Origin of the sequence: Rhodococcus sp. IEGM 1318, from assembly GCF_033142465.1 — a bacterium.
Taxonomy (GTDB): Bacteria; Actinomycetota; Actinomycetes; order Mycobacteriales; family Mycobacteriaceae; genus Rhodococcus_F; species Rhodococcus_F qingshengii_B.
In genome coordinates, this window is the sequence record NZ_JAWLSC010000006.1 from 1 (window position 1) to 25,712 (window position 25,712).

General features: G+C 63.0%; 27 protein-coding genes. 9 read left to right on the top strand and 18 right to left on the bottom strand.

The features are described from left to right. Positions 1-161 (bottom strand): ATP-binding cassette domain-containing protein (locus tag R4P65_RS15255; RefSeq protein ID WP_317827406.1); only part of this gene is annotated, 161 nt, incomplete at its 3' end. Positions 162-402: 241 nt separating this feature from the next. Here R4P65_RS15255 and R4P65_RS15260 point away from each other — a divergent pair. Further along, the gene (locus tag R4P65_RS15260) at positions 403-1,623 is read left to right on the top strand and encodes an HNH endonuclease (RefSeq protein WP_317827143.1); all 1,221 of its coding nucleotides are present in this window, start codon (positions 403-405) and stop codon (positions 1,621-1,623) included. Here the strand turns inward: R4P65_RS15260 and R4P65_RS15265 are convergent. The 8 genes from R4P65_RS15265 to R4P65_RS15300 all read right to left on the bottom strand — a co-directional run bounded on the left by R4P65_RS15265 (position 1,620) and on the right by R4P65_RS15300 (position 10,807). Then, positions 1,620-3,221: a substrate-binding and VWA domain-containing protein gene (locus R4P65_RS15265; protein ID WP_317827144.1), complete on the bottom strand. Its 1,602-nt coding sequence runs from the start codon at positions 3,219-3,221 to the stop codon at positions 1,620-1,622. The genes R4P65_RS15260 and R4P65_RS15265 overlap by 4 nt on opposite strands. Before the next feature lie 213 nt (positions 3,222-3,434). After that, positions 3,435-4,847 carry an acyl-CoA synthetase gene (locus tag R4P65_RS15270; RefSeq protein WP_317827145.1) on the bottom strand — a complete coding sequence of 471 codons (1,413 nt, stop codon included), beginning with the start codon at positions 4,845-4,847 and terminating at the stop codon, positions 3,435-3,437. 12 nt (positions 4,848-4,859) lie between these two features. Further along, positions 4,860-5,540, bottom strand: a complete 681-nt coding sequence (locus R4P65_RS15275; RefSeq protein WP_317827146.1) for a rhomboid family intramembrane serine protease — start codon at positions 5,538-5,540, stop codon at positions 4,860-4,862. A 64-nt stretch (positions 5,541-5,604) separates the two neighbouring features. Continuing rightward, complete coding sequence (dapC, locus tag R4P65_RS15280) at positions 5,605-6,708, bottom strand: succinyldiaminopimelate transaminase (protein ID WP_317827147.1); 1,104 nt, start codon at positions 6,706-6,708, stop codon at positions 5,605-5,607. 5 nt (positions 6,709-6,713) lie between these two features. Then, positions 6,714-7,037, bottom strand: a complete 324-nt coding sequence (fdxA, locus tag R4P65_RS15285; RefSeq protein WP_003945248.1) for a ferredoxin — start codon at positions 7,035-7,037, stop codon at positions 6,714-6,716. Between the two features lie 146 nt (positions 7,038-7,183). After that, positions 7,184-7,942, bottom strand: a complete 759-nt coding sequence (locus tag R4P65_RS15290; protein WP_317827148.1) for a hypothetical protein — start codon at positions 7,940-7,942, stop codon at positions 7,184-7,186. Beyond that, the gene (locus R4P65_RS15295; protein WP_317827407.1) at positions 7,942-10,500 is read right to left on the bottom strand and encodes a bifunctional FO biosynthesis protein CofGH; all 2,559 of its coding nucleotides are present in this window, start codon (positions 10,498-10,500) and stop codon (positions 7,942-7,944) included. Before R4P65_RS15295 ends, R4P65_RS15290 begins: the two co-directional genes overlap by 1 nt. Before the next feature lie 118 nt (positions 10,501-10,618). Next, positions 10,619-10,807: a hypothetical protein gene (locus R4P65_RS15300; protein WP_230814137.1), complete on the bottom strand. Its 189-nt coding sequence runs from the start codon at positions 10,805-10,807 to the stop codon at positions 10,619-10,621. Between the two features lie 82 nt (positions 10,808-10,889). On the opposite strand from R4P65_RS15300, the gene R4P65_RS15305 reads away from it, so the two are divergent. Continuing rightward, entirely contained in the window at positions 10,890-11,393 is a 504-nt protein-coding gene (locus R4P65_RS15305) for a PH domain-containing protein (protein WP_214885416.1), read from the top strand. Then, entirely contained in the window at positions 11,390-12,961 is a 1,572-nt protein-coding gene (locus R4P65_RS15310) for a PH domain-containing protein (RefSeq protein ID WP_317827149.1), read from the top strand. Before R4P65_RS15305 ends, R4P65_RS15310 begins: the two co-directional genes overlap by 4 nt. Here R4P65_RS15310 and R4P65_RS15315 read toward each other — a convergent pair. The 6 genes from R4P65_RS15315 to typA form a co-directional block, all read right to left on the bottom strand. Continuing rightward, entirely contained in the window at positions 12,921-13,766 is an 846-nt protein-coding gene (locus R4P65_RS15315; protein ID WP_317827150.1) for a uroporphyrinogen-III synthase, read from the bottom strand. The genes R4P65_RS15310 and R4P65_RS15315 overlap by 41 nt on opposite strands. A 51-nt stretch (positions 13,767-13,817) precedes the next feature. Continuing rightward, a complete protein-coding gene (locus R4P65_RS15320; protein ID WP_317827151.1) occupies positions 13,818-14,234 on the bottom strand; it encodes a hypothetical protein in 417 nt (138 codons plus the stop codon). Positions 14,235-14,327: 93 nt separating this feature from the next. Continuing rightward, the gene (locus R4P65_RS15325; RefSeq protein ID WP_019744522.1) at positions 14,328-14,486 is read right to left on the bottom strand and encodes a hypothetical protein; all 159 of its coding nucleotides are present in this window, start codon (positions 14,484-14,486) and stop codon (positions 14,328-14,330) included. Positions 14,487-14,593: 107 nt separating this feature from the next. Continuing rightward, positions 14,594-15,478, bottom strand: a complete 885-nt coding sequence (gene mshB / locus R4P65_RS15330; RefSeq protein ID WP_317827152.1) for an N-acetyl-1-D-myo-inositol-2-amino-2-deoxy-alpha-D-glucopyranoside deacetylase — start codon at positions 15,476-15,478, stop codon at positions 14,594-14,596. Beyond that, entirely contained in the window at positions 15,475-17,259 is a 1,785-nt protein-coding gene (locus R4P65_RS15335) for an ABC transporter family substrate-binding protein (RefSeq protein ID WP_317827153.1), read from the bottom strand. Before R4P65_RS15335 ends, mshB begins: the two co-directional genes overlap by 4 nt. Before the next feature lie 151 nt (positions 17,260-17,410). Continuing rightward, complete coding sequence (typA, locus tag R4P65_RS15340; RefSeq protein ID WP_230814143.1) at positions 17,411-19,318, bottom strand: translational GTPase TypA; 1,908 nt, start codon at positions 19,316-19,318, stop codon at positions 17,411-17,413. 324 nt (positions 19,319-19,642) lie between these two features. Between typA and R4P65_RS15345 the strand changes: the two genes are divergently transcribed. After that, a complete protein-coding gene (locus R4P65_RS15345) occupies positions 19,643-19,819 on the top strand; it encodes a hypothetical protein (RefSeq protein ID WP_230814144.1) in 177 nt (58 codons plus the stop codon). Here R4P65_RS15345 and R4P65_RS15350 read toward each other — a convergent pair. Continuing rightward, a complete protein-coding gene (locus R4P65_RS15350; RefSeq protein WP_317827154.1) occupies positions 19,797-20,222 on the bottom strand; it encodes a (deoxy)nucleoside triphosphate pyrophosphohydrolase in 426 nt (141 codons plus the stop codon). The genes R4P65_RS15345 and R4P65_RS15350 overlap by 23 nt on opposite strands. Before the next feature lie 16 nt (positions 20,223-20,238). Here R4P65_RS15350 and R4P65_RS15355 point away from each other — a divergent pair, with 16 nt between their 5' ends. From R4P65_RS15355 to R4P65_RS15365, 3 genes are all read left to right on the top strand, one after another. Beyond that, positions 20,239-20,541: a 4a-hydroxytetrahydrobiopterin dehydratase gene (locus tag R4P65_RS15355; RefSeq protein ID WP_317827155.1), complete on the top strand. Its 303-nt coding sequence runs from the start codon at positions 20,239-20,241 to the stop codon at positions 20,539-20,541. Positions 20,542-20,812: 271 nt separating this feature from the next. Next, positions 20,813-21,547: a hypothetical protein gene (locus R4P65_RS15360; RefSeq protein ID WP_317827408.1), complete on the top strand. Its 735-nt coding sequence runs from the start codon at positions 20,813-20,815 to the stop codon at positions 21,545-21,547. A 78-nt stretch (positions 21,548-21,625) separates the two neighbouring features. Next, positions 21,626-22,027, top strand: a complete 402-nt coding sequence (locus R4P65_RS15365) for a hypothetical protein (protein WP_317827156.1) — start codon at positions 21,626-21,628, stop codon at positions 22,025-22,027. On the opposite strand, the gene R4P65_RS15370 is transcribed toward R4P65_RS15365, so the two are convergent. After that, positions 22,018-22,476 (bottom strand): MarR family winged helix-turn-helix transcriptional regulator, encoded by a 459-nt coding sequence (locus R4P65_RS15370; RefSeq protein ID WP_317827157.1) that lies wholly within the window; start codon positions 22,474-22,476, stop codon positions 22,018-22,020. The two genes, R4P65_RS15365 and R4P65_RS15370, sit on opposite strands and share 10 nt — an antisense overlap. 86 nt (positions 22,477-22,562) lie before the next feature. Here R4P65_RS15370 and R4P65_RS15375 point away from each other — a divergent pair, with 86 nt between their 5' ends. Further along, a complete protein-coding gene (locus tag R4P65_RS15375) occupies positions 22,563-24,008 on the top strand; it encodes an MFS transporter (RefSeq protein ID WP_317827158.1) in 1,446 nt (481 codons plus the stop codon). Between the two features lie 235 nt (positions 24,009-24,243). Further along, complete coding sequence (locus R4P65_RS15380) at positions 24,244-24,744, top strand: nuclear transport factor 2 family protein (RefSeq protein WP_317827159.1); 501 nt, start codon at positions 24,244-24,246, stop codon at positions 24,742-24,744. Here R4P65_RS15380 and R4P65_RS15385 read toward each other — a convergent pair. Then, positions 24,731-25,513, bottom strand: a complete 783-nt coding sequence (locus R4P65_RS15385) for a DUF1906 domain-containing protein (protein WP_317827160.1) — start codon at positions 25,511-25,513, stop codon at positions 24,731-24,733. The two genes, R4P65_RS15380 and R4P65_RS15385, sit on opposite strands and share 14 nt — an antisense overlap. Positions 25,514-25,712: the final 199 nt, after the last annotated feature.

Below are 25,712 nucleotides of genomic sequence, written 5' to 3' on the forward strand. Positions count from 1 at the left end.
GTCGGCTGATCCAAACCCAGGATCATCCGCATCGTCGTCGACTTGCCGGCACCGTTCGGGCCCAGAAAGCCCGTCACAATGCCCGGCTTGACCGTGAACGACAAATCGTCCACCGCTTTCGTCGGTCCGTAAACCTTGGTCAATCCCCTCAGCTCGATCATGAAGACCAGTCAACCACGAAAACCGAACTGTCGGAACTTTCCGCCGCTCACAGAGAAAACCGTTGCGCAAGTTCGTTGTCGACGTTATTGTCGAATGTATGTTCGACACTACCGGGGGGTAAAAGTGACGACGCCAGTAATTGAACAGGCGGTATCCGAACAGGCGGTATCCGAACAGGCGATACCTGTACAGGCGATATCTGAAGAGTCGATCGGACAATTCCGAGCTTCACTCGTCAGCATGGATCGTTCCATCGACAATGCAGCACGCGTGAACCTTTTACGCGCACTAGAAGAATTGAAGGCCAGTTGCGCTGGGGCCCAAGCCTTACTGGCTGCCGACCTCGATGCGTTCACCCGCAAGGACCGCAGCGAACGAGGTGTTCCGCGCTCATACCAGGGCCGCGGAATCAACGCGCAGATTGCACTCGCACGGAGGGAGTCGGCGTGGTTCGGAACTCAGCATCTGAACCTGGCCCGCGCACTGAACGACGAGATGCCGCACACACTTCGATTACTCGTCGACGGCTCCATCAGTGAGCATCAAGCGACAATCCTCATGCGCGAGACTGCGTGTCTCACCACCCAGGATCGCGCTACATTGGATCGTGAGTTCTGCTGCGACGCTGCAATCTTGGACGGATGCGGCAACCATCAACTGACAGAAAGAATCCGCGCACGCACTGCCGAAATCGACGCCGACAGTGTCGCCAGACGAGCACGCAAAGCCGTGGGAGACAGACGAGTGACGGCGCGGCCTGCGCCCGACACGATGTGCTGGCTCAATGTGTTTCTTCCCGTCGCCGAAGGTATCGTCGTACATGCCACGCTCGGGAGCGACGCAGATTCCGTTCTTGCGGGCGGGGATGAGCGCACGCGAGCTCAGATCATGGCTGACCTCCTGGTCGAGCGCGTCACCGGAATCGGCCGCGCCACACCGACACCCGTTACCGTGAATCTGGTTGTCTCCGATCAGTCACTGCTGGGCGACAGCACCGACCCTGCACACGTCCACGGGTACGGACCTGTACCAGCCGACATTGCACGCGAATGGATCGCCAAGTCCAGCGAAGACTCCGAAGCGATGGCAACGGTCCGAAAGATCTACGCATGCCCCGACACAGGTGCGATGACCGCGATGGAGTCAACGGCGAGAACCTTCCCGAAGGGGTTGGCGCGATTGATCGAACTCCGTGATCGAAGCTGCCGCACGCCGTGGTGCGACGCGCCGGTTCGCCACCGCGACCACATTCGCGATCACAACAAGGGTGGACCCACCAGTGCAGCCAACGGCGCAGGATTGTGCGCGGCGTGCAATTACGCCAAGCAGGGCTTGGACTGGTCTGCCGAACCTGCACCAGGCAACCGGCATACCTTCACCACGACGACACCTACCGGGCACCGATACTCGTCTGCGGCTCCGCCACTTCCGATACCGTGGGCCGGTCCCGATGCGGCCTAAGTTCCTCGGTGCGCCAGTGCATTCACGAACACCTCGGAAATCTCCGAGGGATCGCGAGCGATGTACGTCGAACCGCCCGTCACGCGGGATATATCGGCGAGCGCCGCGGCATCGGCGTCGTCGGTGATGCCGATGGTGACGATGATGACCGGTCGAGCCGGATCCTGCTCGCGTGCAAGTACATCGAGCAGCTGCTCACGGCTGATGCTGTCAGGGTCTTCGTTGGCGCCGTCGGTCAAGATGATGACGCTGTTGACCGCTCGCGGATCGTACGATTCCTGAACCTTACGGAAGGCGGCCAAAGTCGTGTCGTACAAACCCGTGGCGCCACGCTTGAGTTCGGTGAGCCGGTTCGCCTGATCCGCCATCAACTTTCGTTGAGTCACGCCGTCGACAATGGTGTCGTACCGCCTGATCGGCACCAATTCCTGGAAGTCCTGGGTTCCGTTCATACCTTGGGACAACGCCCACAGACCGGCAGCGACGCTGTCCGGGAAGACCTGATTGCCGGCAAGCGCCGCAGCAGTGGTCAACTGCATGCGTGTCTTGCCGCCGGCCGCCGGATAGTCCATCGAAGCCGACACATCGATCGCGACGAGCGTTCGGATCGGCTTGGCCATCAACGCCCAAGCACCCAGTGTTTGATCGGCCACCGACTGTTCGGACACGGTCAGTGCCGTGACGTCACCGACTCCACCTTCGACAGCACCTCCGCCGGAAGTACGGAAACCGCTGCGTGTCAGAACTTCCTGTGCAGATTCACTGTGCAACAGATCGGCGATGGCCTCACTCTTCTTGGCTGCGGCATAGTGCCGATCCGGTGCCGAAGCACTGACCACCAGGGGGTAATCCATGATCATGGTTCCCGTTGCCGGCACGGTCGCGGAAATCTTCGACTCGGCTTTCGTGAACTCGACTACCTGTTGCTCGGTCGAAACACCGACCTTGCCGGAGCTGACCAATTCGGTGAGCATCTTCTGTCCAACCGGCTGATCTTCGGTACGAACACTCTCGGCTTGGGCATGAGGTACGAGGGCAGCTCGAACCGATTCGGAGGTGGCGCCGGTCTCCGCGAGAGCTCCGAGAATGGGCGCCGATGCAACCCCGGTGAACAACGGATTGCCCAGCGCAAGATCGGGGACCTGTAGCGCCGTGAGCCAACTGGCAAACTGTTCGCCACCGCCGGAGGCGAGGACGACGGGCGAGGTGGCGATGGAACCGCCGGCGGCAGCGACCGGTCCCTTTGCCGTCAATGCAGCTTTGCCGACCCACGCTGTCGAATCCGGTATCCACATGTCCGGAGCGTCCACACCTTTACCCAAAGTTCCCGCGACGTCGCCCGGCAGCGCAGAAGTGACCGTGATCCGCGAACAGCCTGTCTGCTCCGGCGACGATTCTGCGAGGATCTCCGTCACTGCAGGCGCGATCGCAGGATCTGCTGCCAGCGAGTACTCGTCGACGCTCTCGCATGAATCGGACTGTGTTGCCTTGAAGACCACCACCCCGGTGGCGACTACCGCGACGGCAACCAACCCACCCACTGCGTAGAACCCGATCGACCGCCCGCTGTCAGGACTCGAATGCCGTCCGCCCGCCATGAAATCTGCCCTTCCGAGGCCACTCGCACTAGGGCATACCGACGGCATGCGTGCGACTGGAGCTATCCCTACCGGGCGGTAGTGTAGCCAAGAACACAGAATTTCCAACTAGCGCTGAATCATCGACGAACCGGCGGGCCCACATTCCGGGACAGGCGGGCCGAACTCACGAAGCCTCGAGCGCCGGAGCGACTTTTCAGCAATCGGCTCCGCTCACCACAGGTCGCGCTTCTGGACCTTACCCATCGCGTTACGCGGCAGAGTCTCGGCAAAACGAACTTCGCGGGGACGCTTGTGCGCCGATAACTCTGCCCCGACCAACTCGACCAATTCGGCTTCGGTGACCTCGGGACTGCCTGGCTTACGGACTACGACGGCGATGATCCGCTGCCCCAGGTCGGCGTCGGGCACCCCGATCACCGCAACTTCGGACACTGAAGGGTGCCCGAGGATGGCGGCCTCGATCTCGCCGGCGCCGACTCTGAATCCACCGGTTTTGATCAAGTCGATGGATTCGCGGCCGACGATTCGGTGAAACCCACCCTCGTCGATGACGGCCACATCACCGGTCTTGAAGTAGCCGTCCTCCGTCCAGGACTCGGCGGTTGCGTCTGGACGGTTCAAGTAGCCGTCGAAAAGCATCGGCCCGCGTACCTGTAGGCCGCCGATGCTCTGGCCGTCGTGTGGCACGTCGTTGCCCTTCTCGTCACGAAGGCGAGTCTCGACACCGTGCAGCGGCACTCCGACCCATCCCGGGCGTCGCTCGCCGTCGAAACGCGTGCTCAGGGTCAGCATCGTCTCACTCATGCCGTAACGCTCGATCGGCGTCAATCCTGTTCGCTCACGGAGCTTTTCGAAGACCGGCACAGGAAGCGGCGCGCTACCGGAAACCAGAAGTCGGGCACCGGACAACGCCTTGGCAGCTTCTTCGTCTTCGGCGATACGCGACCAGACGGTGGGGACACCGAAGTAGAGGGAGCCTTTGGCCCGTGCGTAGTTTTCCGGTGTCGGCTTTACAGTGTGGATCACTCGGCTGCCGATCCGGAGGGGGCCGAGGATTCCGAGAATCAGTCCGTGCACATGGAAGAGCGGAAGCCCGTGCACCAGGGTGTCTCGCCACGTCCAGTCCCAGGCCTCGCCGAGCGCGTCGATCCCGGCTGCGATGGCCGAGCGACTGAGCAGAACACCCTTAGGCGGGCCGGTAGTTCCGGACGTGTACAGGACGAATGCTGTGGACTGCGGTGCCGGTTCGGGATAGCTGTGCCACGAGCGAGCGTGCAATCGGACGGGAACTACGGGCAGTCCTTCGCAGTGCTCGTCCGTTTCGCCGAGCCATGCCTGGGCACCGGAGTCACGCAGCATGTGCTCTCGCTCAGACCTCCCCGAGTCCGGCGGGACCGGCACAACGGTGACGCCGGCAATCAAAGCCCCGACGACGGCGAGAATCGTTTTCGCTGTGGGAGTTGCCAATACGGCAACCCGATCGGCCTGCGCCACTCGCTCCGCGACCGAGGTCGCGGCACCGAGGATGGCACTCCGCGAGAGAACCATGTCACCGATCGTCACGGCGTCGTCGAGGTCGTCACCGCGGGCAACAGCAAGGGGGTTCAGGGATCTCAGCAGCACCACGACAGCATCTCACAGCGCGGATGGTCGCAAAATTTCTCCTGCCCGACGCGCGTCCATCGAGTGCGGCGGGAACAGCGTCACCAGTGCAGCCCCCAAGAGAGCCCCGGAAAGAACGGCAAATCCGTGCGCGTCGTCGACCGTCACCAGGGCTGCGCCGCCGACCACAATCACGGCAGTCAGAACAATCTCGGGCATTCGCGGGCGCACCAGTACGCCGATCCCCGCGGCCGCCGCTGCCAGAGCAAGTGTGGCGCCGGAGTTACCTGCGCCGGTCGACGGGAAAACTGCGGTGGTGAGCAAACCGAACAGCAGTTGACCGAGCAGGAAGAGAGCCCAGCCGCGTGCGGCGCCCCAGAGCCGAAACGCCGGCGGCGCAATCACCGCCAGCGTCACGAGATTGGTGACGGTTCCTGCGACCCCTCCGTCCTGGACGAGCACCGAGGTCAGAATGCGCCACCATTGACCGTCGCGAATCAAAGCGGGATCACGACGAAACATGTCCAGCAGTCCCGGCATCAGCGCCTGCAGGATCGACGGAACTGCCACCACCAGCCAAAGGAGCGCGGCTGAAAGAGGGAAGTCTCCGAATATTCGACGATCCTTCAGCCAGGTGAGCATCAGCGCAACCGAGGCAAGAACGACGGCGACGATCAGTACCGCGTCCAAGCCGCCGGTCCCTGAGGTGGTCACAGCGCGACCTTACATCGGACTGATACCGACATCAGGGAACCTGACACCTGCGAAAGCACACAGTTCAGGCGGAGAGGCGCTTTGCTGCTGCGGCGATTCGTTCGTCTGTCGCGGTGAGAGCGATCCGAACGTGCTTGCTTCCGCTCGGTCCGTAGAACTCACCGGGAGCAACGAGGATCCCGCGATCGGCGAACCAACTGACCGTCGCTCGGCATTCCTCGCCGCGGGTTGCCCAGAGGTACAGGCCGGCCTCGGAATTGTCGACGGTGAATCCGGCGCCGCGAACAGCTTCGATCAACACGCTGCGACGCTCGCGGTACCGCTCGCGCTGGATGTTCTCGTGTTGGTCGTCGCCCAAGGCTGCGGTCATCGCGGCTTGGATCGGCAGCGGCAAGATCATTCCCGCATGCTTGCGCACCTCGAGCAGTTCCGACACCAGAGCAGGGTCACCGGTGACGAACCCGGCCCGATAGCTGGCAAGGTTGGACGTCTTCGAAAGTGAGTGGACCGCAAGCAAACCGGTCAGATCGCCGTCGTTGACGCGGGGATCGAGAATGGAGAGTGCATCCGCTTCCCACGTCAATCCGAGGTAGCACTCGTCGGAGACGACGATGGCGCCGCGCTCGCGCGCCCAGGCCACGACCTTCTGCAAGTGCTCGAGGCCGAGCACCTTACCGGTGGGGTTGGACGGCGAATTCACGAAGATCATCGCCGCCGACTCGGGACCGAGCTTGTTCAAGCCGTCGGCGCGCAGGACGCGTGCGCCTGCCAGCTTCGCCGCGACCTCGTAGGTCGGGTACGCCAACTCCGGAATGACCACTAGATCGTCGGCTCCGAGACCGAGTAGTTTCGGCAGCCACGCGATCATTTCCTTGGTACCGATGGCCGGCAGCACCGCTGCCGGATCGACGTCGGGAATGTTGTAGCGGCGATCCAGTGACTCCGCCACGGCCTCGCGAAGCGCGAGCGTGCCATGAGTCGTCGGATATCCGGGCACCTCGGCAACAGAGGCCAGAGCCTCCTGTATCACCGGATCCACCGGATCCACCGGCGTACCCACGGACAGGTTCACGATGCCGTCGGGATGAGAGTGCGCCTTGGCCGTGACCTCGGCGAGCGAATCCCACGGAAAATCAGGAAGCCCAGCGGCCACCGGAGTACGAGGCAAGATCTCTATTCCTCACCCATGGGAGGCAGCGCCTTGATGAACGGCGTGTCGTAGTCGACCTTGCCGAGCTTGGCGGCTCCACCAGGCGAACCGAGATCGTCGAAGAAATCGACGTTGGTGCTGATGTACGCATTCCACTGGTCCGGGACGTCGTCTTCGTAGAAGATGGCTTCGACGGGACAGACAGGCTCACACGCGCCACAGTCGACACACTCGTCGGGGTGGATGTAAAGCATGCGTCCACCCTCGTAGATGCAGTCGACAGGGCATTCTTCGATGCACGCCTTGTCCATCACATCTACACACGGTTCAGCAATCGTGTAGGTCACTGCCGATCTCCCTGCCTTCCTGTCGTGCATCGCCGCTGCAACACGCAGTTGCTCGGGGCCGAAAATCCGATACGACTCTCACGTACCGCGGGAACAGCCTATTATCCCCCTGCCTACCGACTCTGAGCAGTCGGGGGTAACACATTTCAGCCTACTGCGGTGATGTTCCTCGACCGAATCGCGATCCATTTCTCCCCCAGGGCGGCCGCGCGTACCAGTGCGCCCCGCTCACCGAGGTAATCCGCCACGACGCCGACCACCGGAATCTTGCCGAGAATCTCGTACGGTTTTGTCCGCGACGGCCGCTTGTGCAGTTCGTCGGTGATGGCACGGAAAGTCTTCGACGTGCGCCACAAGGTCCCGATCAGTGCGAACGGGCGCCAGGTCTCGTCGGTGCCGCTGACCGACTTTTCGGCGAAATCCTCGCCGGCGAGCAGATCTCGGGACTTCGTCTCTCGCCCGCACAGCACCGACGCCAGCAGGTCTACCTGCTGATCCCGTTCGGTCACTCCGTGTTCACGGGCAACCGCGACAAGCACAACGGCCTGATTCGCGAAAGCCAGCAGGTCCTGGATCGGCAACCGATTGAGGAGGACGCCGAAGATGCCGGGGAACGCGACGGCAACGGTGTTGAGTGCACCCAACCTGGTCGTCCACCACTTCGAGCGCTGCTCGTCCGTCATCACCGACCACGCCGCCGTCCCGGGGAACTTGACGACATCGAGGACCCAAGCGGCTGCGTCCAACACCATCGCGGCAGCGTTTCGCTCGGGATCAGTCGGCTCGAAGGTCCGACGCTTGATACCGAGCGGATCGCTGTAGGCGAGGTCGAGAACCGGGTTGATCCCCCACACCGCTCGATCGAGAACCTCGGCGACCTTGCGGTCCCCCAATACATCAGCCATCAGGCAATCGCTCCTTCGCGTCGTGCATGTGTGGTGGTTCGCTCGCGCGCCGGACGTCCGATTCCCTCGGCGATGGCGCGCAGTTCTGCGACGGTCTTCTCGGACCCGTGTTCGGAGCCGGCCATCCGCGAGATCGTCTCTTCCATCAGCGTTCCGCCGAGGTCGTTGGCTCCGCCGTTGAGCATCATCTGTGTTCCGGTAATGCCAAGTTTGACCCAGCTGGTCTGGATGTTGGGAATGCGGCCGTGCAGCATGATGCGTGCCAGCGCATGCGCAGCGCGGTTGTCCCGATTGGTCGGCCCTGGTCGTGAAGCGCCTGCCAGGTACAGCGGCGCGCTCTGGTGGACGAACGGCAGAAGCACGAACTCGGTGAACCCGCCTGTGCGGTCCTGGATTCCGCGAAGAACGTTCAGATGCCCGACCCAGTGGTGAGGCTGGTCGACGTGTCCGTACATCATCGTCGAACTCGAACGCAGTCCTACCTCGTGGGCAGTGGTGACCACTTCGATCCACTCCGCCGTCGGCAGTTTGCCCTTGGTGAGGATCCAGCGCACCTCGTCGTCGAGGATCTCGGCTGCCGTGCCGGGGATGGTGTCGAGACCCGCCTCACGAAGGGCCGTCAGCCAATCCCTGATGCTTTCACCGCTGCGCGATGCGCCGTTCACGATCTCCATCGGCGAGAACGCGTGGACGTGCATCGACGGCACGCGCTTCTTGACGGCCCGGACCAGGTCGGCGTAACCGGTGACCGGTAGCTCCGGATCGATACCGCCCTGCATGCACACCTCGGTCGCGCCGGCGACGTGCGCTTCCCACGCACGGTCGGCGACCTGGTCTGCCGACAGTGTGAACGCGTCGGCGTCGCCCTTGCGCTGCGCGAATGCACAGAACCGGCAGCCCGTGTAGCAAATGTTGGTGAAGTTGATGTTCCGGTTCACGACGTAGGTGACGTCCTCGCCGACGGCATCCTTGCGTAGCGCATCCGCCAGCGCCACAACGGCTTCCAAGCCCGGACCCTCCGCAGTGGCAAGGGCAAGATATTCGTCGTCCGAGCATCCGGCGGGATCGCGTTCGGCACTGCGCAGCGCAGCCAACAGATCGGTGTCGACGCGAATCGGGGCGCTCAGCTCGAGTACCTGTTCGCGCACGGTCTCCCAGTCGCCGAACGCACTGCCCAGGTCACTGCGGGTCTCGGTATTGCGCCCGTCCGTGTCGATCTCGCTGTTGAGATCGACGCGTCCGCTCGATTCCCAGGACTCGTCCGGCTCCTGCCACGGCCGACCCACCGGCTTGGTGTCGGGTAAGGCGAGGCCGGTCTTGGGATCCGCGAGCGCCTGAACGTGGCCTGCGATGCGCGGATCGATCCACGGAGCTCCGGCCAGGACATACGCCGGCTGAGCCGCGGTGCGTTCGGTCAGCGTGAAGCCACCCTCCGCACTGATCTCGGCCAAGGTCTCGAGGTTCGGCCACGGGCGCTCGGGGTTGACGTGATCGGGGGTCAGCGGTGATACCCCACCCCAGTCGTCGACGCCTGCGCCGAGCAGCGCGAGGCACTCGCTGTTCGAGACGAGGTTCGGCGGACTCTGAATCCGCATCGTGGGCCCGAGCAGTAGGCGCGCGACGGCGATGGCCGCGAGAAATTCGTCGAGTCCTGCATCAGGGGTGTTGCGCATCGCGGTATCAGGCTTGGCCAGGAAGTTCTGAATGATCACTTCCTGGATGTGGCCGAACGCCTTCTGCGACTTGCGTATCGCCATGATCGACTCGGCGCGCTCGAGGAAGTTCTCCCCGATGCCCACGAGAATGCCGGTGGTGAACGGAATGTTCAGTCGGCCTGCGTCGGTCAGGGTGCGTAACCGAACCGCCGGATCCTTGTCCGGGCTTCCGTAGTGGCATTCCCCCTTGTCGGTGAACAGCCGAGTTGCCGTCGTCTCGAGCATCATGCCCATCGACGGCGCGACGGGCTTGAGCCGCGAGAGTTCCTGCCAGCTCATCACACCGGGATTCAGGTGTGGGAGCAGTCCGGTCTCCTCGAGCACCCGAATCGACATCGCTCGCACGTAGTCGAGGGTGGAATCGTAGCCGCGTTCATCCAGCCATTGCTTCGCTTCCGGCCAGCGAGCCTCGGGGCGATCCCCCAGCGTGAACAAGGCTTCCTTGCAGCCCAATTCGGCGCCTGCCCGGGCAATTTCCAGAACCTCGTCCGGCTCCAGGAACATGCCGTGCCCTTCGGCACGCAGCTTCCCCGGCACGGTGACGAAGGTGCAGTAGTGGCACTTGTCCTGGCACAGACGAGTCAGCGGAATGAAAACTTTCCGCGAATACGTCACGGTGTTCGGCCGACCCGCTGCCAGCAGACCGGCATCGCGAACCTTGGCCGCCGAGGAACACAGATCGGTGAGATCGGTCCCACGTGCCTGCAGCAGCGTTGCCGCCTCGTCGACATTGAGGGTCGCTCCGTCGCGTGCGCGACGGAGAACTCGCCGCATCGCCGACGCTGACGGGCCGGGCGACGGACTGGACGAGGCGGACGCGGAAATACCTGGCATCGGAAGCATGGTGGGTTTGCCGGAGTCATCACCAGTTCGGTTCACCTAGCGATCATGCGCCATGTGAGACGACTAGTGCCACCCGGTGCCAGAAGTAGGAGGCCTCACCGCCCCGACAGCGCCTCGATCACGACGGCCGGTAGTCGTCGTCGACCTCGACCTCGACGCGTTGATCCACCACGTCAGCCACTGGCGCGTCGAGTGGAATGTCGGTCAGATCGGGTTCTTCGGGGGCGTTTGGATCTACGGGTGTCGATTGTTCGAGCGCATCTGATTCCGGAGCCTCCGGGTCGAATGTCGCATCTTGTTCGGTCATCACGTGCTCCCTTCGCGGTCGCCACACTCCACGATAGGGCCGATGTCGACAGATCGCCCCTCACTCGACCAAAGTAGTGCCCATGACTGCGCCGCAACCGCTGACCATGGCCGACCCATTATGGCGACCCAGCACCAAAGCCCCGAGGCTGTGGGCAATCACTGCCTCACTTTTCTGGGTACCCGTCATCGTCGCCGAAATCGTCTGTGCCGTCTTGATACCCGGAATCCCGTCCTGGGTGGTCGGCACCGTATTCGCGGTCACCGTGCTCTTCGCTGCGACCTACATTCTGATGGTCCCGGCGTGGCGGTATCGAGTCCACCGATGGGAGATCAGTGACACCGCGGTATACACACGCACCGGCTGGTTCACCCAGGAACGACGCATCGCACCGATCTCGCGCGTGCAGACCGTGGACACCGAGCGCGGACCGATCGACCGCATGTTGGGTCTGGCAACCGTGACGGTCACGACGGCGTCGTCGGCCGGGGCCGTGAAGATCTCCGCGCTCGACCAGGAAATCGCCGACCGCACGGTCGCTCAACTGACGGAGATCGCGGGCACCAACGTGGGAGACGCAACGTGAACGAGAAACAGTTGGGCGACCCGACCGCGATCGACATCCCCGCCGAGGCGGAAACGGCAGCTGCCGAGGCAGCCGAAGAGGAGCAGCCCTGGCTCCGCCTCGACCGACGCATGCTTCTGGTCCACCCCGTCAACGAAGTGGTCAAACTGCTCCCGGTCCTGCTCGTCTCCGTTGTTCTCGGCAGCCAATCCGGGAATCACTGGTGGGGACTCGGCGTCGTCACTCTGCTCGTCATCTTCGGTCTGTTGCGGTATTTCACCACCACATACCGAATCGGGCCCGTTCACGTACAACTGCGCACCGGGGTCTTCCAGAAGAAGCTGCTCTCCGTCCCGCGCAGCCGCATCCGTTCCGTCGACGTCGAGGCCGGGGTCATGCACCGGTTGCTCGGACTGTCGATCGTGCGCATCGGGACCGGCCAACGCGCTGGGAGCGGCCATGATTCGAACAAGTTCGAACTCAATGCCCTCTCGACCACCCTGGTTCCGGATCTACGTGCCGCACTGTTGGCCGGCGCACAACAGGCACGCAACCCCGAGGTCCCCGGTACCCCGGTCGAAAACCTCGGCGAACCAGTCGACACCGAGATCGGTCACTGGGAGCCGAGTTGGGTTCGCTACGCCCCCTTTTCGTTCACGGGAATCGCCATCATCGCAGCGATCATCGGCATCTCTTTCCAGTACGGCATCGGCACTGCCGTCGCGAAATCGTCGGCAGTAAGCGACAGCTTCGACTCACTCGAGAGCCTCGGCATCGCACTGATGGTCGTCATCGCACTCGTCGTGTTGCTAGTGCTCTCGAGCGCACTCGCCTGCGTTCAGTATCTGATCGCGTTCGGCAACATGAAACTCACCGACAACGGCCGCATTTTGCACGTCAGCCACGGCCTGTTGAAGACCCGGCAGACCACACTCGACCGAGCCCGACTGCGCGGCACGACGCTCAAGGAACCGCTCCTGCTGCGTCTGGCCCGCGGCGCGCGCCTCGACGCCATCATGACGGGAGTGAGTGCTGAGAAGAAGGAATCTTCGCTACTGCTCCCGCAGGGACCACGGGGGGAGGCCGAGCGAGTGATGGCCACCGTGATCGGTGACTCACGCCAAGCGTCCGCTCCCCTGATGAATCACGGCCCGGCCGCGCGGCGTCGCCGATACACCCGAGCACTGTTCCTCGCAGCGGTGGCGTTGCTGGTCTGCGTGGCGTGCGCGGCTTCTGGTCTGAATGTACCGATCTACGCGTGGTTCGGGGTCGCCGTACTCGCCATCGGTGGCACTGCCCTCGCCTACGACCGATACAACGGCCTCGGCCACGCAGTCCTACCCGGGTGGTTGATCACCCGAAGCGGTTCGCTAGATCGCCAGCGTCACAGCCTCGAATCCGAAGGTGTCATCGGATGGACGGTGCGCGAGACGTTCTTCCAACGACGCGCAGGCGTGGCAACCGTCGTCGCCGCGACGCCCGCGGGCACCGGAAGCTACGAGGTGATCGATCTCCCCGCCGAGAACGCGTGGGCATTGATCGAGGCCGTCACTCCGGGCGGTGGCGACGTGTGGGCAGGTCGTCGATGATGAGCCTCGCCAGCGAACCGAGACGGGATCGCTCCGGCTGGATCGTCGGAACACCGAGGAGTTCCAGGGGAGCGGCCGTCACCGGTCCGACACAGTAAGTCGGTACCGGTCCGCGCATCGCTACGACGAACCGCTCCAGCTCGCCCATTTCTTTTGCCGTGCTGAGCATCGAGGAGACCGCGGGGGCGCTGGTGAAGGTCAGCGCGTCGATTGCGCCGGAACGAACGGCAGCAACCAGTGCGCGGACGGGCGACTGATCCGGCGGCCGGATCCACCGATACACCGACACCGGAGTGACGATCGCGCCGGTATCGGCAAGGGAAGCGCTCAGATCCGTCAACGGCTCCCATTCGGTGATGGTGCCGTGCAACTGGACTGCGACGCGTAAACCTGCCACTCCCTCGCTTCCGAGGTGCGCCAGAACTTCCTCGGACGACTCACCCGAAGGTGACCACTCCTCACGAAGTCCAGCACCTCGAATGGCGCCCGTCGCTTTGGGGCCGCGGGCGATGATGCGTGTCCTGGCGAGAGCCCCGAGGAACTCGTCGGTCAAACCCCAGGACGCGACGGCGTCGAGCCATCCGCGAAAGCCGATTCCGGTACTGATCACGACCAGATCCGGTGGATCGGCGATCAGGGCGGAGGTCTGGGTGCGCAGGTCTCGATCGTCCACCAACGGCAGCACATGGATCACCGGCGTCCGAACGATCTCTGCACCTCGACGTTCGAGGAGCGTCGCAAATTCTTCGGCACGCCGTTCTGCGGTCAAGGCGATCGTCGCACCCGCCAGATCATGTTCAGCCACAGGCTGAGTGTCCCTTATGTATGGGTTACTTTCCTACGCGCGCGCCGAGATCTATTGCGAACTGAGGGTGGCAAGCCTGTTGATCGCCACTTTGAAAAGGAAAACTGCCGCCGGGGCGATCGCACCGACCAAAAGCAAGAACGTCAGTGGGGACGACAGCACCAGCACATCGCCGCCGGGGCCGCCCACCATGCACACCAAGAACCCGACGATCCAACCGGCGAGCGGCAATGCGGCCCTGCCCGGAGTCGTGACAGTGCGGGCCGCGATCACCAACACGAGGTTCGCAACCGCGGCTACGAGAATGCTGATGGGAAATGCCGTCGTACCGAGATGAGTCGGCAGGAATAGAACGGACAGCACCGCGCACAGGAATCCGTCGAAAATCAGGACGCCGAGGATGACAGGGTCGAGCCATGACAGCGACGTTCCTGTCGAGGCGTCCGAGTTCTTCTCGACCGTGATCATGGTTTTGATAGTGGTCTATCGGTCGTCATCGCGCGAGCGCGGGGTCCCCTCCCGACAAGCACCCCGGCTCGCGCCCGAAAAGTACGAAACCGATCAGGGAACCGGCGGGAACCCGAGCAGCGTCAGCAGATGACTTTGCTGATCTGCGAATGCGTAGAGCGATCCGTAATACATGTCGTGGTAGTAACCAGCCATCGGACGCAACGAATCGACAAAGGCGACGATCTGGTTCTGCAGGTCCCAGTTGTACATTTCTTCAGCCCCCAGGCTTTGCTGTTACCGAAAGGACCACCCATCCGGTGACACGCATCACACACCACTACGGCGCCGATCGCAATCCCTGTGAGCCGACGCGCAGGTCAGCTGTGCAGCCCGCCGAACAGATCGCTCTCGCGACCGTCCTCACCCACAGGACCGAGTGTCCCCGCCACCAACACAAAATGCTCGACCGTCAGGATCGGCTGGACCACGTTGTTCGATAATGCGAACTCGGCTCCGCTCGGGGCTACCGTCACCTGAGTGGCGTGGGCGCTCAATGCCCGCGCCTTCGCATCGATGACGCCGCGAACGTCGATTGCCGTCGTCACGTCTCCGTCGTCGACGCTCGGCAATTCCGCGGGCTCGGGCAGACGCCAGTTCGCTGGGAACTCGGAAATCGCCGCGATGCCACGCTCGAGTCCGCTGCGCTCGGTCACGGTCCAGTAGAACTTTGGGGTCGACCACGGCTCGCCGGCCTCGGGATACGCCGTCGTTGCTGCAGCTTCGACGGCTGCTGCCGTGATCGCGTGTGCCTGGATGTGGTCCGGGTGCCCGTAGCCGCCGTTGGGGTCGTACGTGATCACGACGTGCGGCCTGATCTCACGAATGACGGCGACCACCGCGCCGACTGCCTCGTCGAGTCGTGCATTGACAAAAGCACGGGGATTGGCGGCCGACGGTGTGCCGATCATTCCGGAGTCGCGATACCGACCGGCACCGGCGAGGAATCTAGGAGCGGCACTACCCAGGGCCGACAGAGCAGCGCTCAGTTCCGCAATCCGATAGCCGCCGAGTTGGTCCGCCTCGGCAGCCACGAGCCCGGCCCACAGGTCACCGATGACTTCGCCTTCCTCCCCCAACGTGCAGGTGAGGACCGTGACCTCGGCACCTTCGGACGCGTAACGCGCGATGGTGCCACCGGTGGTAATCGTTTCGTCGTCCGGATGGGCGTGCACCAACAGCAGTCGTTTCGCCGACGCGGTCACTTTGCCACCCTCACCCAGTCCGTAGCGTTTCCGAATATCCCGACCTGCACCGGCCCGTCGAGGACGACGCCCTCGACTCCGGTCCCGACCGCGACCAGCGCTCGGCTCTGCACGATCGGCAAGACCGCCGCAAGATCCCACAGCTTGGGCTCCGCGTCGGCGACCAAAGATCCGAGATCCCCGACGCCGCTGAGCGCTTCGTCGATCCGGCCTTGCAGCGCAGGATCGCACAGCCCGGACAGATTGCTCGGAGCCTCGATGCTTGTCGTGCGGACAGGCTCCGGAGACTGGGACGGCGACGGTGTGGGTACCACCGAACCTGTTGCAGGAGTGGAAGGCACTGTCGGGCAACTGAATCGGGAGGCCAGTGAAGTGGCGGTGTCAGCGCCTGCCCGGCTCCAACCGACGATCATGTCGACGCGTCCTGCAGTCAGATCCTCGCCATAGAGCTCCTCCGGCGGCACCGATTCGACGGTCGCCAGGATTCCCACGTCACGCAATTCGTCGGCAGCGGTGTTTGCCACGGCGATCGCGATGTCGTCGTTTTCAGGAGCGCCGATCAGCAGGGTCAACTGAGCACCGTCCCGGACGATCGATCCGACCGTTCCAGTGCCCGTGACGATTCCGGTGGGCGGTGCCGTCAGGTAGCCGGCTGCGGTCAGCTCGCCCAGCGCCTGCTCTCTGGTCGGTTTCGGCGGCGCGGTGGGCGCATATCCCGGATCCGACGGAGCGAGGATCTGAGCTTTCACCGGAGCCGACGCCGATTCACTCCCGGCCGCCACTACGGCGAGCAGGTCCGGATCTAGCAGTCCCAGAACACCTTTACGCACTCGAACGTCCGCGAAGTTCTTGCTTCGCCCATTGACGTTGATGTCGAGAGTGCGCGGAACGTAGGAGAATGCCGTACTGACACCCGGGATGGCAGACAGCTGAATATCCGTGGCACTACCCGAATGAACTTGCGCCACTTGAGCATCGTCGGTACGCAATGCATCCGCCAACTGCGCAGCCGTTCCTCCGCGTCGCAAAACTATCTGATCCGGGTCTGAAGGCTTGCCCCAGAATCGATCGTTACGTTCCAACACGATTTCGTCTCGACCGCGGTCGACTGAGCGCACGTGAAAGTGGGCTCCCGACACCGGAATCCCCTCACTCAGGCCGGTGCTGAAACCGCCGGGAGTGTCCTTGATCAGGTGGGACGGAAGAATATCGGTGAACAACTCTCGCCACGCCGGATACGGCGCACGCATCACGACGTTGACCGTCTTGCCACCGCCGGACGAGTTCACGTCGTCGATCATCTGGTAGCCGGCGGGGTTGACCACACCGGGAACCGAGATCATCTGTTGCCACAGGTAGCGAAAGTCTTCTGCCGCAATGGGAGCACCGTCCGACCATTGGGCTTCGTTGTGCAGTTGGTAGCGAATCGTGAACGGGGCTTCCGACGTCACTTCAGCCGAAACGAGAAAAGAATCGTCGATCACCCACTCCGTCGCACCAGGTTGTGTCGGCGAATTGATCGGGCGAAACGCACTGGGCAGTACGAGGTTGCCGACTGCGGAGTTGACCGGCGACTGATCCGCGAGCAGGTGCGGGTTGAATCCGCCTCCCACCTCGTCGATTGCCACAGTGACCTGCTTCATCGCCGGAACGACCGGAGTCGGTGTGGGCTTGACGGTTTCGGTGCTCTCGACCGGAGGCGGCGGATCGGCTGTACATGCCGTCAGCGACAACGCCGTCACTGCCACTACCAACGCCAAGTAGCGACGTCCTGAGGCCACAGACAATTCCTTCCGTACGGGGCCGCGTCGCCCCTTCACACTCGATTTCCGGACAGAACCTTCGCCCGGAAACCATGAAGGCGAATGTACCTTTCCGCCGAAAACTCGGCTGAAAGGCACATCCGCCTGTCAGGTTGTAACCGACGAAAGACTACAGAGCAGCCTTGTCGCGAGACTTGCTGCGCGAACGCTCGCGAGCGCGCTCGGTTGCATTGAGATGCACCTTGCGGACGCGGACGTCCTCGGGGGTGACCTCGACGCACTCGTCGCCGGAGCAGAATTCCATGGCCGCTTCGAGCTCGAGCTTGATGGGCTTCGCGAGGGTCTCCATCACGTCTGCGGACGACTGCCGCATGTTGGTCAGCTTCTTCTCGCGGGTGACGTTGATGTCGAGGTCTTCTTGACGGGGGTTGATGCCGACGACGTGGCCCTCGTAGGTGTCGGCGCCGGGCTCGACGAAGAAGGTTCCGCGGTCAGCCAGCTGGATCATGGCGAACGGCGTCACTGTGCCGGAACGGTCCGACACGAGCGAACCGGTGTGGCGTGCACGAATCTCGCCGGCCCAGGGGCCGTACCCGTCGAAGACGGCGTTGGCGATGCCGGTTCCGCGGGTATCCGTGAGGAATTCCGTACGGAAGCCGATAAGGCCACGTGAGGGAACGATGAACTCCATACGAACCCAGCCCTGCCCGTGGTTCGACATCTGAACCATCTTGCCCTTGCGGTTGGCCAGAAGCTGAGTGATGGCACCGAGGTATTCCTCGGGGCTGTCGATGGTCAGCTCTTCGAAAGGCTCGTGGATCTTGCCGTCGACAGTCTGAGTGACCACCTGCGGCTTTCCGACGGTCAGCTCGAAGCCTTCGCGACGCATCTGCTCGACGAGGATGGCGAGCGCGAGCTCTCCACGACCCTGGACCTCCCACGCGTCGGGACGACCGATGTCGAGGACCTTGAGCGAGACGTTACCGACCAGCTCCTGGTCCAGGCGAGCCTTGACCATGCGCGAGGTGAGCTTGTGACCCTTGACGCGGCCGACCAGCGGTGAGGTGTTGGTACCGATCGTTACCGAGATAGCCGGCTGATCGACAGTGATGCGAGGCAGCGCAACCGGGTTGTCGAGGTCGGCGAGCGTGTCGCCGATCATGATGTCCGGGAAGCCCGCAACTGCGCAGATATCGCCGGCAAGCGCAACCTCGGCGGGAACACGCTCGACACCGATGGTGGTGAGCAGTTCGGTGATCTTGGTCTTGGTGATGACGGGCTCGCCGTCGACCTCCCGGCACCAGGACACGGTCTGGCCCTTGCGCAGTTCGCCGTTGTGGATGCGGACGAGTGCGAGGCGACCGAGGAACGCCGAGGCGTCGAGGTTGGTGACGTGGGCCTGAAGCGGCGCGTCGACCGTGCCCTTGGGGGCCGGGACGTACTCCATCAGAACCTGGAACAGAGCGGCGAGGTCTTCGGCGTCGGGAGCCTGACCGTTCTCGGGCTGCACCGTCGAAGCCTTGCCCTCGCGGCCGGAGGCGTAGAGAACCGGTAGCCCGAGCGCAAGCTCGGCGGCCTCGGCGGCCTCGTCGGAGAGATCGGACGCGAGGTCCAGGAGCAAGTCCTGAGCCTCGGAGACAACCTCTTCGATGCGGGCGTCGGGGCGGTCCGTCTTGTTGACGACCAGGATGACGGGCAGCGAAGCGGCGAGCGCCTTACGCAGCACGAAGCGCGTCTGCGGAAGCGGGCCCTCGGACGCATCGACGAGCAGGACGACGCCGTCGACCATGGACAGACCGCGCTCGACCTCGCCACCGAAATCGGCGTGGCCCGGGGTGTCGATGACGTTGATGACGGTCACCGAACCATCCTCGTTGCGCTTGTGCACCGAGGTGTTCTTCGCGAGGATCGTGATGCCCTTCTCGCGTTCGAGGTCGCCGGAGTCCATGACGCGATCGACCAGCTCGGCGCGCTCCTCGAACGCGCCGGACTGACGAAGCATGGCGTCGACGAGGGTGGTCTTGCCGTGGTCGACGTGTGCGACGATGGCAACGTTACGGAAGCTGGTGGTGGTCACGCGATGGCTCTCCTGGCTGAGTTGATTCGGCCACGCGAAAGTCAAGTCGCACGGCTCTTCTGGTGGCCGCTGCACGAGTGTGTGATCCGAATCAGGGCACGAATCGCCTGAATAGGCACCGCGGCCTAGTAAATACTACTCGCTCCGAGCGGATATTCCTGCATTGTGCGGCCTCGATCACCGCCCCCACCAGCCAATAGTGATCTGCACCACGCTGAAGCGCGTAGGATTACGACCTGGAGAAACAGGATGTTTAAGGGTACGCTAACCTCGTTCCAAGAGCGGGCTCTCCGCCGTAGCGAAACAGGAAAGCCGCAGCGTCACATGGGAAAAGTCAAGGCAAGCAAGGTCTCGAAGCTCAAGCCGAAAAAGAAGTGCTGCCGCAAGAAGACGCGGTGCATCAAGTGCCCCGTCGTCATCATGCGGATGAAGAAGCTCGAGAACGAGGGTGCATCCAAGAAGGAACTCAAAGCCGGCCTCAAGAAGGCCCGTGCGGCGTAGGCGCCCTCAATTCCTCCAGCAGCTCGGGGATCCAGGCCCGATCGTTGTCGACCAGATCCATCGACAGGAGTTCTTCGGCGTCGACCCATGCCAACTGAGCATGGTCGAGCGCGACCGGTTCGCCGGACACCAACTCCGCCCGGTACGCCCGCAAGACCAACCCAGGCGACAGGGGCACATCGACGCCGATTCTGGCGCCGCACCGAACTTCGACCGCGAGTTCCTCGCGTAGCTCTCGCGCCAACGCGCTCTGTGGTGATTCGAACGCTTCGACCTTCCCGCCCGGCAGTTCCCAGCGGCCGGCCAACGCCGGCGGACTCGTCCGCTGCGCGAGGAGCAGCCTTCCCCCACGGAAGATCGCACCGGCAACAACTTCGCGATCCCTTGCAGGCACATCACTCATCGCACCATGATGGAGTATGGCCACTTTGTTGTCCGACTCCGCAATCCAAAGCGCACTCGACGAACTGCCCGCGTGGCAGCTGTCCCCGGGCTCGATCACTCGCACCGTCGACTCCGCAACCTTCCCGGACGCGATCGCCCTTCTCCAACGCATCGCGGCCGTCGCCGAGGCCGCAGATCACCATCCCGACATCGACGTTCGATGGCACAAGGTCACGTACACGCTCTCGACACACTCGGCCGGCGGACTCACCGATCTGGACTTCCACCTGGCCCGCCGAATTGACACCCTTGTCGACGATTCGGTCCGTTTTGACTGATCTTCGAGTGAACATCCCTCGCAATCTGACGTAACAGTTGCATCAACTTTCACATAGATCACTTCAGTCACAGGTATGGTCGCCGTAAATCACGATCGAGGCCGGTCATGCCATAGACTCCCCCCGGTGCGTAGCTGCTCAGCAACTGAACAGCTGTACAACCCGGGGGCTCTGTACATAGAGTGACCCCTCGAGCCGTCAAACGCGGAGATCGCCTAGGCGCCCGCGCGGTATGACTAAGGATGGGGAAACAGTGCTTCGAACCCGAGGTATGCGAAGGGCGTTCACCGCCGTCGCTATTGCCGCAGCAGCAGGACTGGCATTGCCGGTACAGGCAATGGCCGATCCGGCAGCACCCGAAAGTGTGCCGATCGAGTTCCTCGCATCGTTTGCGCCCGCCATCATCGGCGCCGCTGCAGGTCCGGCTGACGTCGCCGGCGGCCCGCAGCAAGCGTTGCTCGACCAGGCTCGTGCGATCCTGAACTCCCCCGGCATTCCGCCCGAGATCAAAGCCACCCTCGAGAAGGTCATCACCTTCCTCGACGGCAGCGGCGGCGGCGGACCGGAAATCCCGAACGAGAACGCCCCCGTCATCGCGCAGTTCCTCTACCCGACGTTGGGCAAGGGCTGCATCTCGGCAACCGCCGATTCGGTCGGAACCGCACTTGCTGTCCCCGGCCCGGCTCACCTGCCTCCTCCCGGCCCCGCTGCCGGTCAGGCCGGATTCGTCTTCACAGCTCTCGGTACGGCTCCCGCCGTCGACGACCAGCCGGTGCCGATGACCGTGACCTGGGTCAACATCGACAACCAGCGCAGCGCCACCCAGAACCTGACCAACGCCGCGCGCATCAATCCGGACGGCCCCGCCACCCTGTCGGCTATCGCCGACACGGGCCCCGGACGCGTCCTCTCGGTGATCAGCGGTTCGCTGACAACCCAGCCGGAAGGCGCAGATCGCATCACTTGCAGCTTCCTCCCGACCGTGGGCATGTTCGCGGTCGCTTGATCGAAGTCTTGTGAACGGGACCCGCCGAATTTCGGTGGGTCCCTTTTGCTTCTCCGATCACCGTGATAGACCCGATAGATGGGACATCTACGAGTGGACATCACGCATGGCCGTTCAGACCGGAAATCGAGCCCAGACGACCAGTCCATACGGTCACACAAGTCGACTCGATCGATACTGTCCATCCGATCCGAGGGGTTCATTCTGTCGATCGGATCGGCGTACTCGATTCTGTCGATCGGTAGTGTCGGATCTTTCCTGTCCATCGGAAGCATCGGATCTACGGCATCGGTCCTGAGTTCGGGCTCGTTCGCCAGTCTCGGGTCCGCACTGTCCGGTCTGTCGCGCTGGTCGTTACTCTCCTGGCGTGGAAATCATGCAGCGCCCGAGGAACATCCGAAACTAGTTGTCATTGCGCCGGAATCAGATTCGAGCGATCCGGATCGCTCGCTGCGGTCCGTTTCGCACTCTCAGACCTGATTCGGTCGCGGCCAGTCGCGGCCCTCCAAGTTCTCCACCGAGCGATTGAATTGCCGGAGTAGATCACCGAACGCAAGACGCTGCTCCGGCGTCCACTCGCGCAGGACCTTTTCGACGCCCGCTGTCGAATGTTCGCGATCAGCACGAAGTTTCGACAGCCCCTGCGCTGTCGGCCGAACCTTTCGCGCCAGGCCACCGTCTGGATCCTCCACGCGCTCCACCAAGCCCAACCGGCGCAGGGCACCAATCTGCCGGTTGATGGTCGAGATGTCGAGGGAGAAAGCGCAGGAGAGTTCCTTGAGGCTCATGGGATGCTGTAATTCCAGTCGTCCGAGCAGCAGATACGCCGACCGGTCCAGATGAAGTTCCGCTCGTTGAGCGAGCGCGTGATAGCGCGAGAGCAGAGTCAACTCGTACTCGATATTCACCAGTTCGGGGTCCCGGTCCATCCTCATATTGTGCAGACTACACACGATGTGTAGCGTGCACACTGGGGCGAACGCACCGAAACAGAACATGCCATGGCGGGAGCCGAATGTCCGTTCAGACAGGGTCGTCGAATGTCGACGAGAATACCCCGGACGAGAAAACCACGGACACGAGCTACGCACCCTCGGGCCCCGTGCTCACCGTTCTCGGCCTGTGCGGAATCGTCGTCGCCCTGATGCAGACGCTTGTCGTCCCGATCATTCCGCAATTGCCGCACCTGCTGAACTCTTCTCCCGCCGACACGTCGTGGGCGGTCACCGCAACGCTCCTCGCCGCTGCCGTAATCACGCCGATCAGCGGACGCCTCGGCGACATGTTCGGCAAGAAACGAATGCTGCTGGTCAGCCTCGGGATGGTCGTCCTGGGCTCGGCCATCTGCGCGATCGCGCCCTCACTGATCGTGCTGGTGATCGGACGTGCACTTCAAGGTGCATCGGTCGGGGCAATTCCGTTGGGTATAGCCATCATTCGCGACGTTCTGCCGCCGAAGAAGGTGGCCGGTGCCATGGCGGTCATGAGCGCAACCCTCGGCGTCGGCGGCGCGATCGGACTACCGATCGCCGCAGTGATTGCACAGAATGCCAACTGGCACTTCCTGTTCGTCACTTCGGCGGTATTCGGCTTGATCTGCATCGCACTGGTTGCGTTTGTCATTCCGGAATCGAAAGTACGTCGCCCGGGACGTTTCGACTTCATCGGAGCGTTCGGCCTCACCATCGGACTGATCACCCTTCTGCTCCCGATCACGAAGGGCGGAACCTGGGGGTGGGGCGATGCGAAAACACTGGGACTCCTGGCGGTTTCCGCCCTCAGCTTCCTGGTGTGGGGATGGTGGGAACTTCGACGCAGCGCACCGCTGGTAGACCTTCGCGTATCGGCCCGGCCGCAGGTTCTCTTCACCAACTTCGCGTCGATCGCCGTCGGCTTTGCCATGTACGGCAATTCCTTGACGCTCCCCCAACTCCTCATGGCACCGACGTCCACCGGTTATGGCCTCGGATTGTCCATGGTCGCAGCAGGACTCGCACTTGCCCCCGGGGGGCTTGTCATGATGGCGCTCTCACCCGTCTCCGCTCGGATTTCAGCTTGGCGAGGTCCACGAATCACGTTGATGCTTGGCGCCCTCGTGATCGGATTAGGTTATGCCTTCGCATATTTCACGGTGTCGAGCGTCTGGCAGGTCGCTGTGGCCGGAATGTTCATCGGCGCGGGCGTCGGGCTCTCGTACTCGGCCATGCCCGCCTTGATCATGGGCGCGGTACCCATCACGGAATCTGCGGCCGCAAACGGACTGAACTCACTGATGCGATCGATCGGCACGTCGACGTCTGCCGCGATCGTGAGCGTCGTTCTGGCCGGGATGACCATCACCGTCGGCACCGCGGTGATCCCCTCGTTCGAGGCGTTTCGTGCCACGTTCCTGATCTCCATCGCCGCCGCCGTCGTGACAATGGTGTTCGCCGGATTGATTCCCAAACAGAAAGTCTCGTAGGGGAATCAACCCGGCGGAGGACTCACTTCTCCGAAGAGCCTTCGATGCTGCCCGTCTGCAACTTCGACAGAAGTGTGTAGATGAAATTGATGATGATATCCACGTGGTGCCCTCTCACATAACGGGTCCCCGACCCGCCAACGACGGTACCGCAGAACTCTTCTGCATCGAATCGCCGACAATCAATTCTGCAACGTGTTCTAATTTGAGGCGACGACTACCCGAGGAGCCTTTCATGACCTGGACGCGGACCGAACTCGAAGACGCCTTCGCGGGTTACCAGAACACCGTTGTCGAGTGCACTCGTTCCGGCGATTGGAACGCCTTCGCGGACATGTTCACCGAGGACGTCGTCTACGTGGAACACGCTTTCGGCACCCTCAATGGCCGAGAGGCCGTACGCAAGTGGGTGACTCGCACGATGACCGAGTTCCCGGGACGCCGGATGACCGAGTTCCCGGCCAACTGGTTCGTCGTCGACGAGCAGCGTGGATGGATCGTGTGCGAGATCGACAACCCGATGGAGGATCCGGGTGACGGATCCAAGCACGGCGCCGCCAACATCACGATCCTGCACTACGCAGGCAACGGATTGTGGTCTCGCGAAGAAGACGCCTACAACCCGATGAACTTTCTGTCGATGGCAAAAGCATGGTGCCTCGCCGCCGAAGCGGCGGGCACCCTCCCCGATGACGCTAAGGCCTGGCTCGCCAAATTCGGCGCTATGGTGCGATAGATCCCGTCGGCAACGAGGATCCGACGGGCTGAGCCGGACCGACCGAGCCGGCCAACGACCACTGCCCGTAGTCGCGAGTGAGGATCGAATTCAGATCCACGCCAACGCCGTCGACCTTGCGCTTGTCGATCTCGAACTGATGCAGGTTTGCCCGCGGGTGCACATACCCTGCGGGCGAACCCCAGTTATGCTGCCAGAACCAGGTTCCCACGCCTGCACTGATCATCGCGTCGATCACGCGAGTGTTTCCGTAGACACCGAGCGCTCCGTTGCCGACAACCGAGGCCCACCCCTCGAGGTACGGAGTGATCAGCGCCGTGATCTCGGTACTGGTGGGATTGTCGTCGATCGACGCGTAGATCGGCCGACCAGAGGGCCCACCGGCCGCAGCGTGTAGTTCGAGGCCACGGGAAGCATGACGCTTGCCGGCTTCGCGAGCTCCGCGCCAGTCCGCCGTTCCGCCCTTGCCGAATTGATAGCAGGAAACGACTTGGAGTCCGGCCGCCGTCAGCGCGTCGGTTTCCCGCGCCAGTACGGGCTTGCCGACCATCCAATCGGCGCCCGGGCGCCTGTCCGAAACGTATCGAATGGCGCCTGCATACCCGGCGGCCTTGATTGCCTGAGCGGACGGCACACCGGCGGCGTAATCGAGCAAGGTCCCGAGCGAACCGGCATTGGCCACCGACGTCGTACCGCTCAATGCAGCGAGTCCGGCAGCTGCCGATCCAGCGGCGGCATACTTGAAGAGGTTTCTTCGCGAGACGTGCACAAAGCTCCGATCATCGGCGTGTCCCGCTCGAAGTGGCGGGCAGGCAAGCTATCTTCTTTCGCTCGCATTCCACCACAGTCACATCATCCCCGCCATGCACTTGGCCAACATGAGCCACATTTGCGACAAATGGGCTCAGTGCCCGCTCACCACGCAGCTGGACGAGACAGAGAAGTGCCCCCGAGCCACAGGCTCGGGG

Coding starts and splice junctions, on each gene's coding strand:
- R4P65_RS15260 (WP_317827143.1), top strand. CDS start 403: ATGGATCGTTCCATCGACAATGCAGCACGCGTGAACCTTTTACGCGCA.
- R4P65_RS15265 (WP_317827144.1), bottom strand. CDS start 3,221: ATGGCGGGCGGACGGCATTCGAGTCCTGACAGCGGGCGGTCGATCGGG.
- R4P65_RS15290 (WP_317827148.1), bottom strand. CDS start 7,942: ATGGCTGATGTATTGGGGGACCGCAAGGTCGCCGAGGTTCTCGATCGA.
- R4P65_RS15295 (WP_317827407.1), bottom strand. CDS start 10,500: ATGCTTCCGATGCCAGGTATTTCCGCGTCCGCCTCGTCCAGTCCGTCG.
- R4P65_RS15300 (WP_230814137.1), bottom strand. CDS start 10,807: ATGACCGAACAAGATGCGACATTCGACCCGGAGGCTCCGGAATCAGAT.
- R4P65_RS15305 (WP_214885416.1), top strand. CDS start 10,890: ATGACTGCGCCGCAACCGCTGACCATGGCCGACCCATTATGGCGACCC.
- R4P65_RS15320 (WP_317827151.1), bottom strand. CDS start 14,234: ATGATCACGGTCGAGAAGAACTCGGACGCCTCGACAGGAACGTCGCTG.
- R4P65_RS15325 (WP_019744522.1), bottom strand. CDS start 14,486: ATGTACAACTGGGACCTGCAGAACCAGATCGTCGCCTTTGTCGATTCG.
- R4P65_RS15345 (WP_230814144.1), top strand. CDS start 19,643: ATGGGAAAAGTCAAGGCAAGCAAGGTCTCGAAGCTCAAGCCGAAAAAG.
- R4P65_RS15350 (WP_317827154.1), bottom strand. CDS start 20,222: ATGAGTGATGTGCCTGCAAGGGATCGCGAAGTTGTTGCCGGTGCGATC.
- R4P65_RS15355 (WP_317827155.1), top strand. CDS start 20,239: ATGGCCACTTTGTTGTCCGACTCCGCAATCCAAAGCGCACTCGACGAA.
- R4P65_RS15360 (WP_317827408.1), top strand. CDS start 20,813: ATGCGAAGGGCGTTCACCGCCGTCGCTATTGCCGCAGCAGCAGGACTG.
- R4P65_RS15365 (WP_317827156.1), top strand. CDS start 21,626: ATGGGACATCTACGAGTGGACATCACGCATGGCCGTTCAGACCGGAAA.
- R4P65_RS15370 (WP_317827157.1), bottom strand. CDS start 22,476: ATGGACCGGGACCCCGAACTGGTGAATATCGAGTACGAGTTGACTCTG.
- R4P65_RS15375 (WP_317827158.1), top strand. CDS start 22,563: ATGTCCGTTCAGACAGGGTCGTCGAATGTCGACGAGAATACCCCGGAC.
- R4P65_RS15380 (WP_317827159.1), top strand. CDS start 24,244: ATGACCTGGACGCGGACCGAACTCGAAGACGCCTTCGCGGGTTACCAG.